This is a genomic window from Burkholderia sp. NFPP32, assembly GCF_900119325.1.
GTDB classification, from domain to species: domain Bacteria; phylum Pseudomonadota; class Gammaproteobacteria; order Burkholderiales; family Burkholderiaceae; genus Burkholderia; species Burkholderia pyrrocinia_C.
Window position 1 is genome coordinate 208105 of record NZ_FPJP01000008.1, and the last position, 17517, is coordinate 225621.

General features: G+C 65.0%; 15 protein-coding genes, 1 tRNA gene and 1 pseudogene. 11 read left to right on the forward strand and 6 right to left on the reverse strand.

The window, feature by feature from the left end:
* Nucleotides 1-21 precede the first annotated feature (21 nt).
* Nucleotides 22-897, forward strand: coding sequence for a dienelactone hydrolase family protein (locus tag BT264_RS18095; RefSeq protein ID WP_072439415.1), 876 nt, complete (start codon nt 22-24; stop codon nt 895-897).
* A gap of 58 nt (nt 898-955) precedes the next feature.
* Here the strand turns inward: BT264_RS18095 and BT264_RS18100 are convergent, their stop codons facing one another.
* Both BT264_RS18100 and BT264_RS18105 read right to left on the reverse strand, forming a co-directional pair.
* Entirely contained in the window at nt 956-1825 is an 870-nt protein-coding gene (locus BT264_RS18100; protein ID WP_072439417.1) for a sulfurtransferase, read from the reverse strand.
* 117 nt (nt 1826-1942) lie between these two features.
* The gene (locus tag BT264_RS18105) at nt 1943-3049 is read right to left on the reverse strand and encodes an aromatic ring-hydroxylating oxygenase subunit alpha (protein WP_072439419.1); all 1107 of its coding nucleotides are present in this window, start codon (nt 3047-3049) and stop codon (nt 1943-1945) included.
* 270 nt (nt 3050-3319) lie between these two features.
* Between BT264_RS18105 and BT264_RS18110 the strand changes: the two genes are divergently transcribed.
* The 4 genes from BT264_RS18110 (at nt 3320) to folE2 (ending at nt 7444) form a co-directional block, all read left to right on the forward strand.
* Nucleotides 3320-3613 (forward strand): exodeoxyribonuclease VII small subunit, encoded by a 294-nt coding sequence (locus BT264_RS18110; RefSeq protein ID WP_006479428.1) that lies wholly within the window; start codon nt 3320-3322, stop codon nt 3611-3613.
* On the forward strand, nt 3610-4494 hold the full coding sequence (locus BT264_RS18115) for a polyprenyl synthetase family protein (protein WP_034185197.1): 885 nt from the start codon (nt 3610-3612) through the stop codon (nt 4492-4494). Before BT264_RS18110 ends, BT264_RS18115 begins: the two co-directional genes overlap by 4 nt.
* 81 nt (nt 4495-4575) lie before the next feature.
* Nucleotides 4576-6480, forward strand: coding sequence for a 1-deoxy-D-xylulose-5-phosphate synthase (gene dxs / locus BT264_RS18120; RefSeq protein ID WP_034185198.1), 1905 nt, complete (start codon nt 4576-4578; stop codon nt 6478-6480).
* Between the two features lie 154 nt (nt 6481-6634).
* Nucleotides 6635-7444 carry a GTP cyclohydrolase FolE2 gene (gene folE2, locus BT264_RS18125; RefSeq protein ID WP_072439515.1) on the forward strand — a complete coding sequence of 270 codons (810 nt, stop codon included), beginning with the start codon at nt 6635-6637 and terminating at the stop codon, nt 7442-7444.
* Nucleotides 7445-7527: 83 nt separating this feature from the next.
* On the opposite strand, the gene tsaD is transcribed toward folE2, so the two are convergent.
* The gene (tsaD, locus tag BT264_RS18130; protein ID WP_072439421.1) at nt 7528-8568 is read right to left on the reverse strand and encodes a tRNA (adenosine(37)-N6)-threonylcarbamoyltransferase complex transferase subunit TsaD; all 1041 of its coding nucleotides are present in this window, start codon (nt 8566-8568) and stop codon (nt 7528-7530) included.
* A 116-nt stretch (nt 8569-8684) separates the two neighbouring features.
* On the opposite strand from tsaD, the gene BT264_RS18135 reads away from it, so the two are divergent.
* The 6 genes from BT264_RS18135 to BT264_RS18160 all read left to right on the forward strand — a co-directional run bounded on the left by BT264_RS18135 (nt 8685) and on the right by BT264_RS18160 (nt 15516).
* On the forward strand, nt 8685-9905 hold the full coding sequence (locus tag BT264_RS18135) for a BaiN/RdsA family NAD(P)/FAD-dependent oxidoreductase (protein WP_072439424.1): 1221 nt from the start codon (nt 8685-8687) through the stop codon (nt 9903-9905).
* A gap of 106 nt (nt 9906-10011) precedes the next feature.
* On the forward strand, nt 10012-10224 hold the full coding sequence (gene rpsU, locus BT264_RS18140; RefSeq protein WP_006479415.1) for a 30S ribosomal protein S21: 213 nt from the start codon (nt 10012-10014) through the stop codon (nt 10222-10224).
* A gap of 192 nt (nt 10225-10416) precedes the next feature.
* Nucleotides 10417-10863: a GatB/YqeY domain-containing protein gene (locus BT264_RS18145; RefSeq protein ID WP_006479409.1), complete on the forward strand. Its 447-nt coding sequence runs from the start codon at nt 10417-10419 to the stop codon at nt 10861-10863.
* Between the two features lie 70 nt (nt 10864-10933).
* Nucleotides 10934-12805, forward strand: a complete 1872-nt coding sequence (dnaG, locus tag BT264_RS18150) for a DNA primase (protein ID WP_072439426.1) — start codon at nt 10934-10936, stop codon at nt 12803-12805.
* Between the two features lie 88 nt (nt 12806-12893).
* Nucleotides 12894-15311 (forward strand): RNA polymerase sigma factor RpoD, encoded by a 2418-nt coding sequence (gene rpoD, locus BT264_RS18155; RefSeq protein ID WP_072439428.1) that lies wholly within the window; start codon nt 12894-12896, stop codon nt 15309-15311.
* A gap of 129 nt (nt 15312-15440) precedes the next feature.
* Nucleotides 15441-15516, forward strand: a tRNA-Ile gene (locus tag BT264_RS18160).
* Nucleotides 15517-15591: 75 nt separating this feature from the next.
* On the opposite strand, the pseudogene BT264_RS18165 reads toward BT264_RS18160, so the two are convergent.
* From BT264_RS18165 to BT264_RS18175, 3 genes and pseudogenes are all read right to left on the reverse strand, one after another.
* Nucleotides 15592-16045 (reverse strand): annotated as a pseudogene (locus BT264_RS18165) (transposase); the annotation flags it as partial.
* Between the two features lie 89 nt (nt 16046-16134).
* A complete protein-coding gene (locus tag BT264_RS18170; RefSeq protein ID WP_072439430.1) occupies nt 16135-16389 on the reverse strand; it encodes a hypothetical protein in 255 nt (84 codons plus the stop codon).
* Nucleotides 16390-16475: 86 nt separating this feature from the next.
* Nucleotides 16476-17309, reverse strand: a complete 834-nt coding sequence (locus tag BT264_RS18175; RefSeq protein ID WP_072439432.1) for a PRC-barrel domain-containing protein — start codon at nt 17307-17309, stop codon at nt 16476-16478.
* Nucleotides 17310-17517 lie beyond the last annotated feature (208 nt).

A 17517-nucleotide genomic window follows, 5' to 3' on the forward strand; every position in this document is an offset into this window, starting at 1 on the left:
GCCCTATCGAGGAGTGCATTCATGTTGAAACCCGAAGTAGACAGCCTGGTTCCCCACGTCCCGTTCTCGCGCCGCAAGTTCATGCAGGCCGCGCTGGGCGGCACCTTCGCTGCGGCCGTGCTGCCCGTTTCGGCGCAGACGGTCACGACCGACAGCGCCGGGCTGGACGTCGACACCGTCGAGATCCGCTCCGGCGACGCGAGCGTGCCGGCCTATCGCGCGCAGCCGGCCGGCAAGACGAATCTGCCGGTCATCATCGTGATCCACGAGATCTTCGGCGTGCACGCGCATATCGCCGACGTCTGCCGCCGCTTCGCGAAGCTCGGCTACCTCGCGATCGCGCCCGACCTGTTCGCGCGGCAGGGCAACGCGGCGAAGTATCCGACGATGAAGGATCTTTTCGACAACATCATCAACAAGGTGCCGGACCGGCAGGTCACCGAGGATCTCGATGCGACGGTCGCATGGGCCGGCAAGAACGGCGGCGACCCGGCGCGTCTCGGCGTGACGGGGTTCTGCTGGGGCGGCCGCCAGGCGTGGTTGTATGCGGAGCACAACCCGCACGTGCGTGCGGCCGTTGCGTGGTACGGGTTCGTCGAAGGCAAGACCGACGAGATGACGCCGTTCAATCCGGTCGATCATGCGGCGTCGCTGAAGGTGCCCGTCCTCGGGCTGTATGGCGAGAAAGATGCGAACATCACGCAGGCCTCGCTCGCGGACATGCGCAAGGCGATCCAGACGAGCGACTCGAAGCTCGCGCGCGAATCGGAGATCGTCGTGTATCCGGATGCCGGCCACGCGTTCTTCGCTGACTACCGGCCGAGCTATGTAAAGGCTGATGCCGAAGACGGCTGGAAGCGCGCGATCGCGTGGTTCCACAAGTACGGCGTGATGTAAACGAAACGCGGCGGCCGAATGGCCGCCGCTTCGTTTCACCGGTGCGCCGCGCACCGGATTACGGGTTCGGGCCGGTCGCGATCGGCCGCGACGGATCGGCGCTCCATTCGCTCCACGAGCCCGGATACAGCGATGCGCCGTGCAGCCCTGCGATCTCCAGCGCAAGCGCGTTGTGGCAGGCGGTGACGCCGGAGCCGCACTGCAGGATCGCGAGATTCGGTTCGGTGCCCGCCAGCAGTGTGGAAAACGTCTCGCGCAGTTCGTGACCAGTCTTGAAGCGGCCGTCGGCGTTGAGGTTGTCCTTGAAGAACCGGTTGCGCGCGCCGGGGATGTGGCCGCCCACGCGATCGATCGTTTCGTTTTCGCCGCGATAGCGGTCCGGTGCGCGTGCGTCGATCACGACGCGCGTGTGCGACGTCACGTTCGCAAGCACGGCTGCTGCGTCGACCGTCGATTCAAGAGGCGCTCCCGCGCGGAAATCGCCGGCGGCCGGTTGCGGCACGTCGGCCGTCAGCGGCTGGCCGGCCGCTTCCCATGCCTGCAGGCCGCCGTCGAGCACGGCGACCGAATCGTGGCCGAGCCAGCGCAGCAGCCACCACAGGCGCGCCGCATAGGCGCCGCCTTGCGCGTCGTATGCGACGACCTGCTGGCCCTGCTTGAGACCGCGGCTCGCGAGCAGCGTGGCGAATGCATCGCGGGTCGGCAGCGGATGGCGGCCGTTGGTGCCCGTCTTGCGGCCCGACAGGTCGCGGTCGAGATGAAGATACTGTGCGCCGGGGATGTGGCCGGCTGCATACGCGGCTTCGCCCGCGCCCGGATCGGCGAGGTCGAAGCGGCAGTCGAACAGCACGACGCTGCCGGGCGCCGCGGCCAGGCGCTCGGCGAGATTGGCGGCGGAGATGAGCGTGGTGTAATGAGTGTGCGGCATGACGGCTCCCTGGAGTGCGAATGGCCTGATATTCCAAGTCTAAACAAAAAAAGACGGGCCGAAGCCCGTCTTTTCGTCTGCCGGATGCGGTGCGGCGTCAAAGCGCCGCACCGGCCATCAGATGTCGCCGAGGTGGCGGCGCAGGAACTCGTGGAAGTGCTGCATGCCGTCTTCCATCGGGCTCTGGTACGGGCCGACCTGCGACTCGCCGCGTGCCATCAGCGCATGGCGGCCTGCGTCCATCCGCATCGCGATTTCGTCGTCCTCGACGGCCGTTTCCATATAGGCGGCGCGCTCGGCCTCGACGAATTCGCGTTCGAACAGCGCGATTTCCTCGGGGTAATAGAACTCGACGATGTTGGTCGTCTTCTGCGGGCCGCGCGGGATCAGCCACGACACGACGAGCACGTGCGGATACCACTCGATCATCAGGCCCGGGTAGTAGACCATCCAGATCGCGCCGAACTCCGGCGGCACGCCGTTGCGGAACTTCAGCACCTGCTCGTGCCATTTCTGGTAAGTCGCGCTGCCCGGTTTCGCGAGTGCGTTGTGCACGCCGACCGTCTGCACGCTGTACCAGTCGCCGAATTCCCACTTGAGGTCGTCGCACGACACGAAGCTGCCGAGGCCCGGGTGGAACGGGACGACGTGGTAATCCTCGAGGTAGACCTCGATGAAGGTCTTCCAGTTGTAATCGCACTCGTGCACTTCGACATGATCGAAGTGGTACTCGGAGAAGTCGAAGTGATGTTTCGTGCCGAGATTGGCGAGGTCGCGCGCGACATTCCGGCCTTCGGCCTCGAACAGCAGCCCCTGCCAGTTCTGCAGCGGGCTCTTGCCGAGGTTCAGGCACGGCTTGTCGGGGAAGTGCGGCGCGCCGAGCAGCTCGCCTTCCAGGTCGTACGTCCAGCGGTGCAGCGGGCACACGATGTTCTGCGCGTGGCCGCGCCCGTTGAGCATGATCGCCTGCCGGTGGCGGCAGACGTTCGACAGCAGTTCGATCCGGTTCGTCTGGTTGCGGACCAGCACGCGGCCTTCCTTCTCGGACGGCAGCGCAAAATAATCCCCCGCCTCGGGCACCATCAACTCATGCCCGACGTAACGAGGTCCTTTCTTGAAGAGGGTTTCGATCTCGCGCTCGAGTAGCGCCTCATCGAAATATGCAGTGACTGGAAGCTGGCTGTGAGCCGACTTCAACTGAAGCGCATCGCTCAGATTGGACATTCCCACTCCCGGTGTTAGCGTGAAAGCAGTGAACAACCCAACCATCGAAAAATCGATTTAGGGAAACGGGGAATTATACCCGGTTCGCCTCGCAAGGCCAGGATTAAGTGCCTGATTTGTGTCAATTTTTTGTCGGGAGACAATCGCCAGGCGCACACTGTGTGCCGGAGATGGGGCCGGAATATGTGCCAGGTGCCCAAGTCGGCAGATCGGAGAATTCTCTTTTGCCGTAGAATGTCCGACTTGTTTTGAAATTTGACACCCTCGTCCATGGCGAAAACCGCATCCCCAGGCGCCACGCCGCCCGGCAATGGCACCGAACCGTTGCCGGACAATTATGAGATGGCGCTCGCGGAACTCGAGACGCTGGTTGCCCGGATGGAAGGCGGCGCGTTGAGCCTCGAGGATTCACTGGCGGCGTACCGCCGCGGTGCGACCCTCGTTGCATTTTGCCAACAGCAGCTCGAGAAAGTGGAGCAGCAGGTTCGCGTGCTCGACGGCGCGACGCTGAAGCCGCTTTCGTCCGGAACGGCCGCCACGGACGGCGAAGACGACGATCTATGACATTCGAACAATGGATGCGGTCCGTGCTTGACCGTGTCGAGGACGCACTCGGTCACTATCTGCCCGCTGAAACCGCGATGCCCGCGCAACTCCACGAGGCGATGCGCTATGCGGTCCTCGGCGGCGGCAAGCGCGTTCGCCCGCTGCTGTGCCATGCAGCAGGCGAGCTGACCGGCGCGACGGAAGCGGCGCGCAATGCGGCGGCGGCGGCGCTGGAGATGATCCACGTCTACTCGCTCGTGCACGACGACATGCCGTGCATGGACGACGACGCGCTGCGACGCGGCAAGCCGACCGTGCACGTGCAGTACGACGAGCCGACGGCACTGCTCGTCGGCGATGCGCTGCAGTCGCAGGCGTTTGTCGCGCTGACCGACGCCGCTGCGCTGTCGCCGGTGCAGCAGGCCGCGCTCGTGCGCGAGCTTGCGCTTGCGAGCGGCTCGCTCGGCATGGCGGGCGGGCAGGCGATCGACCTGGCGAGCGTCGGCCTCAAGCTGACGCGCGAGCAGCTCGAGACGATGCACCGGATGAAGACTGGCGCACTGCTGCGCGCGGCCGTGCGGATGGGCGCACTGGCCGGCGAGACGCCGTCGGCGGAAACGATGGCCGCGCTCGACGTCTATGCGGGAGCCGTGGGCCTGGCTTTCCAGGTCGTCGACGATATTCTCGACGTCACGACCGATTCGGCGACGCTTGGCAAGACGGCTGGCAAGGACGCGGCGAACGACAAGCCGACCTACGTTTCGATCCTCGGCCTCGAGGCGTCGCGCGAGCTCGCAGCGCAACTGCGCGCCGAAGCGCACGACGCGCTGAAACCGTTCGGCGCACGCGCACAGCGTCTCGCCGAACTTGCCGACCTGGTAGTGAACCGGGTCAGCTGACGCGAAAGCCCGCCGCCGCGCACACGCTACGGTGCGTGCAATAGAATGCGGGCGCGTTTGATTTCCTACAATGGAACGACGATGTACGACTTGCTGAAAACCATCGACGACCCGGCGGATCTGCGCCGCCTCGATCGTCGCCAACTGCAACCGCTCGCGGATGAACTGCGCGCGTTCGTGCTCGACAGCGTGTCGAAGACGGGCGGCCATTTGTCGTCCAACCTCGGGACGGTCGAGCTGACGATCGCGTTGCACTACGTGTTCAACACGCCGAACGATCGCATCGTCTGGGACGTGGGCCACCAGACCTACCCGCACAAGATCCTCACGGGCCGCCGCGACCAGATGCATTCGCTGCGCCAGTACGACGGCATCTCGGGCTTCCCGCGCCGCAGCGAATCCGAATACGACACGTTCGGCACCGCGCACTCGAGCACGTCGATCTCGGCCGCGCTCGGCATGGCGATCGGCAGCCAGCTGAACGGCGACGACCGCTTTTCGATCGCCGTGATCGGCGACGGCGCGATGACGGCCGGCATGGCGTTCGAGGCGATGAACAACGCGGGCGTGTCGGAAGATGCGAAGCTGCTCGTGATCCTGAACGACAACGACATGTCGATCTCGCCGCCGGTCGGCGCGCTGAATCGCCATCTCGCCCGCCTGATGTCGGGCCGCTTCTACGCGGCTGCGCGCGCGGGCGTCGAGCGCGTGCTGAGCGTTGCGCCGCCGGTGCTCGAGCTCGCACGCAAGCTCGAGGAGCACGCGAAGGGCATGGTCGTGCCGGCCACGCTGTTCGAGGAGTTCGGCTTCAACTACATCGGCCCGATCGACGGTCACGATCTCGATTCGCTGATCCCGACGCTGCAGAACATCCGCGAACTGCGCGGCCCGCAGTTCCTGCACGTGGTGACGAAGAAAGGCCAGGGCTACAAGCTCGCCGAAGCCGATCCCGTGCTCTATCACGGCCCCGGCAAGTTCAATCCGGCCGAAGGCATCAAGCCGTCGACCACGCCCGCGAAGAAGACGTACACGCAGGTGTTCGGCGAGTGGCTGTGTGATGAAGCCGAGCGCGATACGCGCGTCGTCGGCATCACGCCCGCGATGCGCGAAGGCTCGGGCATGGTCGAGTTCGAGAAGCGTTTCAAGGATCGCTACTACGACGTCGGCATCGCCGAGCAGCACGCGGTGACGTTCGCGGGCGGCCTCGCGACCGAAGGGCTCAAGCCGGTCGTCGCGATCTACTCGACGTTCCTGCAGCGTGCTTACGATCAGCTGATCCACGACGTCGCGCTGCAGAACCTGCCGGTCGTGTTCGCGATCGACCGCGCGGGCCTCGTCGGCGCGGACGGCGCGACGCACGCGGGCGCGTACGATCTCGCGTTCATGCGCTGCATCCCGAACATGACGATCATGGCCGCATCCGACGAGAACGAATGCCGCCAGATGCTGCACACCGCGCTGCAGCAGCCGAACCCGACCGCTGTGCGCTATCCGCGCGGCGCGGGCACGGGCGTGCCGACGGTGAAGGAATTCACCGAGATCCCGCTCGGCAAGGGTGAAGTGCGTCGTCACACGGCGCAGCCGGAAGGCAAGCGTGTCGCGATCCTCGCATTCGGCACGATGGTCGCACCGTCGCTCGCCGCGGCCGAGGAGCTCGACGCAACCGTCGCGAACATGCGCTTCGTGAAGCCGGTCGACGCCGCGCTCGTGCGCGAACTCGCCGAGACGCACGACTACCTCGTCACGATCGAGGAAGGCTGCGTGATGGGCGGCGCGGGCTCGGCCTGCGTGGAAGCCCTGATGGAGAGTGGGGTTATCCGACCCGTACTACAATTGGGCCTCCCTGACCAGTTCGTCGATCACGGCGACCACGCAAAGCTGCTGTCGCTATGCGGCCTCGACGGCGCAGGCATCGCGAAATCGATTCGCGAACGCTTCCTGAACCCGGCGGCCGATGTCGCCGGTCAGGCGAAGCGCGTCGCATAAGCTGGCGCCGCCCGCGGGCGGCGCTGGTGCGACTGGCGCAACCGGTCTTCATTGATGCGGAAAACATGGGCCTGCGGGCCCATGTTGCTTTTCCGGCTGCCGCATGATGCGGCGTGCGCGTCGTCGAACGCGCGGCTTACAAGGATTGAACAAGATGAACCAGATGAATCCCGCCTTCGTGATGCCCGACGTGCAGAGCACGGTGGATACCCGTCAGATCCCGATTCAGCGCGTGGGCGTGAAGGCGGTCCGGCATCCGTTGACGGTGCGTACCGAAAGCGGCGACGTGCAGCCGAGCGTCGGTGTCTGGAATCTCGACGTGCGCCTGCCGGCCGACCAGAAGGGCACGCATATGTCGCGCTTCGTCGCGCTGCTCGAAGAGAACCGCGCGCCGCTGACGGTCGAGCGTTTCCGCGCGATGCTCGCGTCGATGCTCGAGAAGCTCGAAGCCGAGGCCGGCCGCATCGAGGTCACGTTCCCGTACTTCGTGAACAAGACGGCGCCGGTGTCCGGCGTGCAGAGCCTGCTCGACTACGAAGTGACGCTTGCAGGCGAAAGCCGCAACGGCGACACGCGCCTGTTCCTGAAGGTGCTCGTGCCCGTGACGAGCCTGTGCCCGTGCTCGAAGAAGATCTCGCAGTACGGCGCGCACAACCAGCGCTCGCACGTGACGATCGATGCCGAACTCGCGGCCGACCTGCCGGTCGAGGCGCTGATCCGCATCGCCGAGGAAGAGGCGTCGTGCGAACTGTGGGGCCTGCTGAAGCGCCCGGACGAGAAGTTCGTCACCGAGCGCGCGTACGAGAACCCGAAGTTCGTCGAGGATCTCGTGCGCGACGTCGCGCAGCGTCTCGATGCGGACGAGCGTGTGATCGCGTATGTGCTCGAAGCCGAGAACTTCGAGTCGATCCACAATCACAGCGCGTATGCGCTGATCGAGCGCGACAAGCGGCAGGCGGCATAACACTGCGTCGTTTTGCCGCGTCGATGAAAAAGGCCGCTCGTTTTTGAGCGGCCTTTTGGTTTTCTTGCTCGGGACGTCGAGGTTCAGCGTGCGAGCGACGCGAGATCCCAGCGCGGCTTCACCGTGAAAGCGTAGTCGGCGTTCGCCTGCTCGGGCCAGCGGCCGAGCCGCAGCGCGCCCGCGAGCGCGATCATCGCGCCGTTGTCGGTGCAGAGCGCGAGATCGGGGTAGTGCACGTCGAAGCCGCGCTTGGCCGCGGCGGCCGACAGAGCCTCGCGCAACTGGCGGTTCGCGCCGACGCCGCCCGCGACCACGAGGCGCTTGAGCTTCGTCTTCTTCAGCGCGGCGAGCGACTTCGCGACGAGCACGTCGACGGCTGCATCGACGAAACCGCGCGCGAGGTCGGCTTTCGCGCGTTCGAGCGCGTCGCCCGTCAGCTTCGCCGCCTCGAACTTCTTCATCTGCGTGAGCACGGCCGTCTTCAGGCCGCTGAAGCTGAAATCGAGGTCGCCCGAATGCAGCATCGGGCGCGGCAGCACGACCGCGCCCGGCGTGCCCGTTTCGGCGAGCTTCGACACTTCCGGGCCGCCCGGGTAGCCGAGGCCGATCAGTTTTGCCGTCTTGTCGAACGCTTCGCCGGCCGCGTCGTCGAGCGTTTCGCCGAGCGTCTCGTACACGCCGACGTCGGTCACGCGCATCAGTTGCGTATGGCCGCCGGAAACCAGCAGCGCGACGAACGGGAACGGCGGCGGCTCGGCGACGAGCAGCGGCGACAGCAGGTGGCCTTCGAGGTGATGGATGCCGACGGTCGGCTTGTTCCATGCAAGTGCGAGCGCATTCGCGATGCTCGCACCGACCAGCAGCGCGCCGGCGAGGCCGGGGCCTTGCGTGAACGCAATCGCGTCGATGTCGTCGCGGCGCGTGCCGCTTTGCGCCATCACTTCCTCGAGCAGCGGCAGCGCGCGGCGGATATGGTCGCGCGACGCGAGCTCGGGCACGACGCCGCCGTATTCGCGGTGCATCGCGATCTGCGAATGGAGCGCGTGCGCGAGCAGGCCGCGCTGCGTGTCGTAGAGCGCGAGGCCGGTTTCGTCACAGGAGCTTTCGATGCCGAGAACGAGCATGGGTGCGGGCGGGGCGCGCCGAAGGAAGGTAAACGTAACCCGAAAGTATAGCAGGCGAGGGCCGGCCGCCGCTGGCGGCGGCCCGGGCCCGATGCCGGGCAGGTACAATCCGCGCCATGGAAACTTTTGACATCGCCGTGATCGGCGCGGGCGCCGCCGGGATGATGAGCGCCGCGGTCGCCGGGCAGCTCGGCCGCCGCGTCGTGCTGATCGATCACGCACCGCGGCTCGCCGAGAAAATCCGCATCTCGGGCGGCGGCCGCTGCAACTTCACGAACCTGTACGCAGGCCCCGACAATTACCTGTCGGCGAATCCGCATTTCGCGCGTTCGGCGCTGGCGCGCTATACGCCGCGCGACTTCCTCGGGCTGCTCAGGCGCCATCATGTGACCTGGCACGAAAAGCACAAGGGCCAGCTCTTTTGCGACCACGGCAGCGACACGATCATCGACGTGCTGAAGCACGAATGCGACGCGGGCGGCATCGCGTGGCGCCGGCCCGTCGTCGTCGACGCGGTGCGCCACGCACCGGCCGACGGCTTCACGCTCGACACGCAGCAGGCCGGGCCGATCGGTGCGCGCGCACTGATTGTCGCGACGGGCGGCCTGTCGATTCCGAAGATCGGCGCGACCGACTTCGGCTACCGGCTCGCGAAGCAGTTCGGCCACAAGCTCATCGATACGCGGCCCGCGCTCGTGCCGCTCACGTTCGCGCAGCACGACTGGGAGCCGTTCGCGGCGCTCTCCGGCGTGTCGCTCGAAGTGCGCGTATCGACCGGCGACAAGAAGCGCGGCGGCGAATTCGTCGAGGACCTGCTGCTGACCCATCGCGGCCTGTCGGGGCCCGGCATCCTGCAGATCTCGAGCTACTGGCAGCCCGGCGACCCGATTCGCGTCGACCTGCTGCCGCAGCGCGACACGGTGGCTGACCTGCTCGACGCGAAGCGCACGTCGAAGCGCCAGATCGGTTCGCTGCTGGCGGACTGGGTGCCGTCGCGCCTCGCGCACGCATGGCTCGACACGCATCGCGTCGCGGCCGACGCACGGCTTGCGGACCTGCCCGACAAGACGCTGCGCCAGATCGGCGACGCGCTCGCCGGCTGGACGCTGACGCCGAACGGCACCGAAGGCTACAAGAAGGCCGAGGTGACGAAGGGCGGGATCGATACGCGGGAGCTGTCGTCGGCGACGATGATGAGCGCGCGCGTGCCGGGGCTGTTCTTCGTCGGCGAGGCCGTGGACGTGACGGGCTGGCTCGGCGGCTACAACTTCCAGTGGGCGTGGGCGTCCGGCACGGCGGCCGGGCAGGCCGCGGCGGAGTATGCGCGCGGCGCCTGACGGGCCGGGCAAGCCCCGTTTTAGCGGGACCAGGCCCCGTGCCTTTGAACAATCGCTCTGCTATACTCGGTAGTCTTTCCCTGCAAACCTTTATTCGTGTCGGATCATGACGATCATTCGCGTTAAAGAGAACGAGCCGTTCGAAGTTGCAATGCGTCGCTTCAAGCGCACGATCGAGAAGAATGGTCTGTTGACCGAACTTCGTGCGCGCGAGTTTTACGAGAAGCCGACCGCGGAGCGCAAGCGCAAGAAGGCTGCTGCGGTGAAGCGTCATTACAAGCGTATCCGCAGCCAGACGCTGCCGAAGAAGCTGTACTGAACGATTGGGCGCCGCGCGGTTCGCTGAGCGGCGCACCGGCGACTCCGTGCGATCGGGTGATCGCGCAGCCGATCAGGCGGCGAGTCGCCGATGCCGGATTCGAGCAACCCGCTTGAGACACTGTCCCAAGCGGGTTTTTGTGTTGACGCCCGTTCGCGGGCGTCGGATTCACGTTTCCATCCCGGGTGAAAGATGAGTTTGAAAGAGCAGATCAGCGAAGACATGAAGGCCGCGATGCGCGCGAAGGAAAGCGAGCGCCTGGCGACGATTCGCCTGCTGATGGCCGCGATCAAGCAGCGCGAGGTCGATGATCGGGTCACGCTCGACGACGCGGGCATCACGGCCGTGATCGACAAGATGATCAAGCAGCGCAAGGATTCGATCAGCCAGTTCCAGGCCGCCGGCCGCGACGACCTCGTCGCGAAGGAGCAGGCCGAGTTGACTGTGCTGGGCGGCTACATGCCCGCGCAACTGTCGGATGCCGAAGTGGCGGCCGAAGTCCAGGCGGCGGTCGCGCAAACCGGCGCAGCCGGCCCGCAGGACATGGGCAAGGTGATGGGCGTGCTGAAGGGCAAGCTCGCCGGCCGTGCCGACATGACGGCCGTTTCCGCGCAGGTCAAGGCCGCGCTCACGAAGTAAAACCCGTTCCCGGCGCGCGCGGCGTTGCGTGCGCCGGGCGTCGTATTGTCTTTTTTCGCTCGATCCCACGGTGATTCCGCATTCGTTCCTGCAGGACTTGCTGAACCGCGTCGATATCGTCGACGTGGTGGGGCGGTACGTGCAGCTCAAGAAGGGCGGCGCCAACTTCATGGGGCTGTGCCCGTTCCATAACGAGAAGAGCCCGTCGTTTACCGTCAGCCCGACCAAGCAGTTCTATCACTGCTTCGGCTGCGGCGCGCACGGTACGGCGATCGGCTTTCTGATGGAGCATGCGGGGCTCACGTTCCCGGAAGCCGTGCAGGAGCTCGCGCAGTCCGTCGGGCTGACCGTGCCGCACGAGCCGTCGATGCGCGGCGGCGGAGGAGGCGGGGGCGGCGATTATCCGGCGCCGGTGTCGAAATCCGTCGCGACCGCGCTGTCCGATGCGATGACTGCCGCGTGCGATTACTACCGCAAGCAGTTGCGCGGCGCGACCGTCGCGATCCAGTACCTGAAGAACCGGGGCCTGACCGGCGAGATCGCCGCGCGCTTCGGTCTCGGTTATGCGCCGGACGGTTGGCAGAACCTCGAAACCGCGTTCCCCGACTATCGCGACGAGTCGCTCGTCGAGTCGGGGCTCGTGATCGTCAGCGAGAAAACCGATGCGCAGGGTGTCGCGCGCCGCTACGACCGGTTCCGTGAGCGGATCATGTTCCCGATCCGCAACGTGAAGGGGCAGGTGATCGGCTTCGGCGGCCGCGTGCTCGGCAGCGGCGAGCCGAAATACCTGAACTCGCCCGAAACGCCGCTGTTCAACAAGGGCAGCGAGCTGTACGGGCTGTTCGAGGCGCGGCTCGCGATTCGCGAGCGCAAGTACGTGCTGGTCGTCGAAGGCTACATGGACGTCGTCGCGCTCGCGCAACTGGGTTTTCCGAACGCGGTCGCGACGCTCGGCACCGCGTGCACGCCGATTCACGTGCAGAAGTTGCTGCGCCAGACCGACACGGTCATTTTCAGTTTCGACGGCGACTCGGCCGGGCGGCGTGCGGCCCGGCGCGCGCTCGAGGCGTGCCTGCCGCATGCGGCGGACAACCGCACGATCCGGTTCCTTTTTCTGCCGGCTGAGCATGATCCGGACAGCTATGTGCGCGAGTTCGGCGCGGATGCGTTTTCCGAACAGGTCGAGCGCGCGATGCCGCTGTCACAATTTCTGCTCAACGAAGCAATTGCCGGCAAGGCGCTCGATCAGCCGGAAGGCCGCGCGAAGGCGCTGTTCGACGCGAAGCCGCTGCTGCAGGCACTGCCCGCGAACGCGTTGCGCGCGCAGATCATGCACATGTTCGCGGGCCGCCTCGATATCCCGTTCGAAGAGGTCGCGGGTTTATCCGACGTCGACGCGCGGATCGCGGCGCCGCCGCGCCAGGCGCCCGCGCGCAGCGAGCGGCGCCGCGTGACGGACAGCGAAAAGCGTGCGTTGCGCACGCTGGTGATGCATCCGCGTATCGCATCGCAGCTCGACGACGAACAGATTGCGACCCTGCGCGCGTTGCCGCGCATCGGCGAGCTGTTCGCCGAAGTCGTCGATCATGCGCGTGCGCTGGGCGACGGCGCGGAGTTCCGGCTGCTGTCGGATGTCCTGAGGACGTCCTCGAACGGGGCGACTTACGAGGAAATCTTCCGCGAAATTCTGGACTATGATGAAAACGTCCGCGATTTGCTGTTACAGAATCCGGAAGACGAGACGGTGCCCGAGCGGCAGCGCGAACAGGAACGGATCGCGGGGGAGGAGCTGCAGGCGGCGGTGCTCAAGATGCGCTATGACGCCTGCTGCGACCGGCTCGATCGGCTGGCGCGGCAATCCACCTTCACACCCGAGGAATTGGCCGAATTGACGGAATTGAACCAGCAGCGAACCGACATGAAGCGTCGGCTCGGGCTGTAGGCGGCCGGGGCGCTTAGAGAGGGTTCCCCAGCGTGCTATAATATAAGGTTTCCAGCGGTTTGTTTTCCAAGCAGAGGCGAGAATCGCGATGGCAAAGACGACAGGCGGAAAGAAAGCAACAGGCAAGGGCTCGACGGAGCCGACCAAGAAGGTCACAGCGGCCAAGTCTGCTTCTTCCACCAGGACAACGTCTTCAGCATCGTCAGCCCCTGCGGGAAAGAAAACCGCGGCCGGCACTGCTCAGGCTGCGCCGGCGCCGGCAGCCAGAACACGGGCTGCCGCCAGACCCGACTCCGGGCCGGCCAAGCCGGCGGCGAAGCGGGCAAGTGCGAAAAGCGCAAGGGACACGACTGCCGCCGCGGACGAAACGGCAGTACGTACTACTCATGCACCCACGGTTCAACCGGCTGTCGTCCAGCAGCCGCGAGTCGATATAGCCGGTACGGCGAACTCCATGACCAAAAAGCTGAACGAAGTATCCGTCGACGACGACGCAAATCAGAGCGACGAGCAGCCCGCAGCCGCGGCTGCACCGGGCAAATCCAAGGTGCGCGATCGTCGCGCCAAGGAAAAGGCGCTGCTGAAGGAAGCGTTCGCGACGAGCACGCCGGGCACGGCCGAGGAGCTCGAAGAGCGCCGCGTGAAGCTGCGCGCGCTGATCAAGCTCGGCAAGGAGCGCGGCTTCCTTACGTACGCCGAAATCAACGATCACCTGCCGGACAACTTCACCGAGACCGAAGCCCTCGAAGGCATCATCGGCACGTTCAACGACATGGGCGTGGCGGTCTACGAGCAGGCGCCGGACGCGGAAACGCTGCTCCTGAACGACAACGCGCCGGCCGCGTCATCGGACGATGAAGTCGAAGAGGAAGCGGAAGTCGCGCTGTCCACCGTCGATTCGGAATTCGGCCGCACGACCGATCCGGTCCGGATGTACATGCGCGAAATGGGCACGGTCGAGCTGCTCACGCGCGAAGGTGAAATCGAGATCGCGAAGCGGATCGAGGACGGCCTGCGCCACATGGTGATGGCGATTTCCGCGTGCCCGACGACGATCGCCGACATCCTCGCGATGGCCGAGCGCGTCGCGAACGAAGAGATCCGCGTCGACGAGCTCGTCGACGGCCTGCTCGATCCGAATGCTTCGGACTCCGCCGATACGGACGGCTTCTCCGCGAAGGAAGCGGAAGCCATCGAGAACGAGGACGAGGAAGCCGAAGAGGAAGAGGAAGAAGAGGAAGAGGAGGAGGATGACGGTGCCGCACAGGCATCGGCCAACGCCGCCCAGCTCGAAGCCCTCAAGCGCGCATCGCTCGAGAAGTTCTCGCAGATCAGCGAGTGGTTCGACAAGATGCGCCGCGCGTTCGAAAAGGAAGGCTACAAGTCGAAGGCCTACCTGAAGGCGCAGGAAACGATCCAGACCGAACTGATGACGATCCGCTTCACCGCGCGTACCGTCGAACGCCTGTGCGACACGCTGCGTGCTCAGGTGGACGAAGTGCGTCAGGTCGAGCGCCAGATCTTGCACATCGTCGTCGACAAGTGCGGCATGCCGCGTTCGGAATTCATCGCGCGCTTCCCGGGCAACGAAACCGACCTCGACTGGGCCGAGAAGATCATGGCCGAAGGCCATTCGTACAGCGCGGTACTGTCGCGTAACGTTCCGGCGATCCGCGAACAGCAGCAGCGCCTGCTCGACCTGCAGGCGCGCGTCGTGCTGCCGCTGAAGGACCTGAAGGAAACCAACCGCCAGATGGCGGCCGGCGAACTGAAGGCACGCCAGGCGAAGCGCGAAATGACCGAGGCCAACCTGCGTCTCGTGATCTCGATCGCGAAGAAGTACACGAACCGCGGCCTGCAGTTCCTCGACCTGATCCAGGAAGGCAACATCGGCCTGATGAAGGCGGTGGACAAGTTCGAATACCGTCGCGGCTACAAGTTCTCGACCTATGCGACGTGGTGGATCCGTCAGGCCATCACGCGTTCGATCGCGGACCAGGCGCGCACGATCCGTATTCCGGTTCACATGATCGAGACGATCAACAAGATGAACCGCATCTCGCGGCAGATCCTGCAGGAAACCGGTCTCGAGCCGGATCCGGCAACGCTCGCCGAGAAGATGGAAATGCCGGAAGACAAGATCCGCAAGATCATGAAGATCGCGAAGGAGCCGATCTCGATGGAAACGCCGATCGGTGACGACGACGATTCCCATCTCGGCGACTTCATCGAGGACACCAACACGGTCGCGCCGGCGGATGCCGCGCTGCATGCAAGCATGCGGGACGTCGTGAAGGACGTGCTCGATTCGCTGACGCCGCGCGAGGCGAAGGTGCTGCGGATGCGCTTCGGCATCGAGATGAGCACGGACCACACGCTCGAGGAAGTCGGCAAGCAGTTCGACGTCACGCGCGAGCGGATCCGTCAGATCGAGGCCAAGGCGCTGCGCAAGCTGCGTCACCCGAGCCGTTCCGACAAGCTGAAGTCGTTCCTCGAAGGGAACTGATTTCCAGCGTTTCTCCTGCGAACGCCGCCGGCATCTGCGTGATGCCGGTGGCGTTCGTCTCCTTTGTTGTTACAATGCCGGCCCGGCTTCCTTGCCGGGGCTGCGTGTAGCACGCGTCGTATCTCATCAGGGCTTGTAGCTCAGCGGTTAGAGCAGTCGACTCATAATCGATTGGTCGCGGGTTCGAACCCCGCCGGGCCCACCAGATTCGCTTCCACGGTGTTCCATGGATTGCCGCAAACCCGCGATAGCCGCAAGGCTTCGCGGGTTTTTTATTGATTCAACGCGAAATTCCGGGGAAGGCGACGCGGCTCTTTAGGAAGAAGTACTCCTCGTCGCGGCACCCGTAAGCCCTGCGCTTGATGACCGTGATGGTGTTGTTGATGCCTTCGACAACGCTGGTATTGAGCGGATGGCGGCAGCGAGTCACGATTCCGTGCCAGTAGCTCTGCAAGCGCTCGGCGCACTTTTGCAAGGCGGCGATCCCGCTTTGCTGAGGCCTGTTCGAACCACTGCCCCCAAGCCTTGTCCGCCCAGGCCGGCTTTCGGTAGAACCAGAGCCGGTTGAGCTCGTCGCGTAGCACGTAGACGCATAACAGCGACCGATTGGCGGCCAGCAACTCCTTCAACTGCACTGCCTGTTCTGGCTTCAGATTGTGGCCATACTGACGCAAGCGGCGCCGGCGGTTCCGCTGTCGGTATCGAGCGGGCAGGCGGAGAGGATGGTCGACGCGGTGGGGTTGATGGAAGCGCTCGGAGGCAGCGGGTCAACGGACGAGATGGAATCTGGGTCGGCTTCGACCGGTGGGCGCATCGAACGGCGCTATCCGGGCCCGGCCAGCCTCAGGTCCGGCTCGACCAGGAATTGGGATTTCACATGGTCGACGACATGGATGACCACGCCGCTCGCCCGGCGCGTCCTCGGTGAATAGTCGAACTCGGTCGCATCGGCGTCGGCGGATGCCGGCCTCACGAGAAACACGCGCATCCCGGCCTTGAATACGTGATGCGAGGGCAGACGCTGATTGACCAGTTCGATGAATTGCGTGGCCGAGATCACGGGCATGAAAGCAGACATGGATCTTCTCCGGTACGAACTGATAACGCGTTCAGGACGGACAAGCGTGAGCGTCGCAGGATTTCACGCAGTCAGAGGCCGCGGCATCAAAGCGTACCGCGGGCCGTGGACGAATCGGCATTCAACCAGTAGCCGTGCTTGCCGTAGAACTGATGCAGCACAATCTCGTCGCTTCGATAGACGGGCTGCGAATCGTCGTATTCGGGGCTCTGGCGAATCGAGTCGCGGTTGAGCGCGGTTGATACCGTTTCCCTGGCCCAGTCCACCCGGTCGAGCCAGTGCGTCGCGATCAGGACTGCCTTGGTGGTCAACCACCAGTTCCGCGTACTGATTGCGAGATAGCGGATCACCCAGGCTTCATCGTCATAGATGAAGTCGGACACGCGGCCGATGCGTCCGGCCGTGGTTTCGAGCCGGTAATCCTTGACCCGGCCGGTGCCGCGCAGATGCGTATCCGTCGGTGTGTCTGCGGGCGCGTCGGCCCCCGCGTCGGCCGGCGTTGCGCGAGTGGGCAGCGGACTTCCAGCCTCGAAATCTTGCGACAGGGCGGCAGAATGGAACGCAGGGTATGCGCCCATGCCCCACAGGTTCGGGCCACCCCAGTAGGGCGGGTAATGGTAGTACCGCAGGTATTCGACCTCGTGTTGACGGGATAGCGGCTTGCGTGTGTCCAGATTCGGGCTGTCTCCTACTTGATGGCGCGTCAGGTCGACATGCAGCGTGCTGGATCGGGAGTCGGTGTGCTTGACGGAGTAGGGCGAGATGAGCACCCGCCTCTCATGCAGCCAGTCGCCCGTCTTGACGACGAGGTAGCGGATGCACCAGTTGTCGTCGTCGAAGTAGGCTTGAATGACGTGTCCGATGTCGCCGTCCTTCGCGCGGACCGCGCTTCCGTGCAATTCCTTGATGCTTCGTAGCATGATGTTCTCGTCAGATCGATGCGCGGCATGTCGATGATCCGGCTGAACCGCGTGCCGTGCGGTGGCGTCCAGTCGCCCGCCCGTGGATGCCGAGCGATTCGTACCGATCCCGTTCATGCTCGTGGTGCCACAGTCTGATATTTCGTCGTGACGGATTCCGGCATGCTTTCACGATACTGGCAACGGACTGCCGACGCGGTACGAAAGC

What these genes read in the sequence shown, in the direction of transcription:
- BT264_RS18095 (WP_072439415.1), top strand. Translation starts at nt 22, where the DNA reads ATGTTGAAACCCGAAGTAGACAGCCTGGTTCCCCACGTCCCGTTCTCG.
- BT264_RS18110 (WP_006479428.1), top strand. Translation starts at nt 3,320, where the DNA reads ATGGCGAAAACCGCATCCCCAGGCGCCACGCCGCCCGGCAATGGCACC.
- folE2 (WP_072439515.1), top strand. Translation starts at nt 6,635, where the DNA reads ATGAACCAGATGAATCCCGCCTTCGTGATGCCCGACGTGCAGAGCACG.
- BT264_RS18145 (WP_006479409.1), top strand. Translation starts at nt 10,417, where the DNA reads ATGAGTTTGAAAGAGCAGATCAGCGAAGACATGAAGGCCGCGATGCGC.
- BT264_RS18105 (WP_072439419.1), bottom strand. Translation starts at nt 3,049, where the DNA reads ATGTCCAATCTGAGCGATGCGCTTCAGTTGAAGTCGGCTCACAGCCAG.
- BT264_RS18115 (WP_034185197.1), top strand. Translation starts at nt 3,610, where the DNA reads ATGACATTCGAACAATGGATGCGGTCCGTGCTTGACCGTGTCGAGGAC.
- tsaD (WP_072439421.1), bottom strand. Translation starts at nt 8,568, where the DNA reads ATGCTCGTTCTCGGCATCGAAAGCTCCTGTGACGAAACCGGCCTCGCG.
- rpsU (WP_006479415.1), top strand. Translation starts at nt 10,012, where the DNA reads ATGACGATCATTCGCGTTAAAGAGAACGAGCCGTTCGAAGTTGCAATG.
- BT264_RS18100 (WP_072439417.1), bottom strand. Translation starts at nt 1,825, where the DNA reads ATGCCGCACACTCATTACACCACGCTCATCTCCGCCGCCAATCTCGCC.
- rpoD (WP_072439428.1), top strand. Translation starts at nt 12,894, where the DNA reads ATGGCAAAGACGACAGGCGGAAAGAAAGCAACAGGCAAGGGCTCGACG.
- BT264_RS18175 (WP_072439432.1), bottom strand. Translation starts at nt 17,309, where the DNA reads ATGCTACGAAGCATCAAGGAATTGCACGGAAGCGCGGTCCGCGCGAAG.
- BT264_RS18135 (WP_072439424.1), top strand. Translation starts at nt 8,685, where the DNA reads ATGGAAACTTTTGACATCGCCGTGATCGGCGCGGGCGCCGCCGGGATG.
- BT264_RS18170 (WP_072439430.1), bottom strand. Translation starts at nt 16,389, where the DNA reads ATGTCTGCTTTCATGCCCGTGATCTCGGCCACGCAATTCATCGAACTG.
- dxs (WP_034185198.1), top strand. Translation starts at nt 4,576, where the DNA reads ATGTACGACTTGCTGAAAACCATCGACGACCCGGCGGATCTGCGCCGC.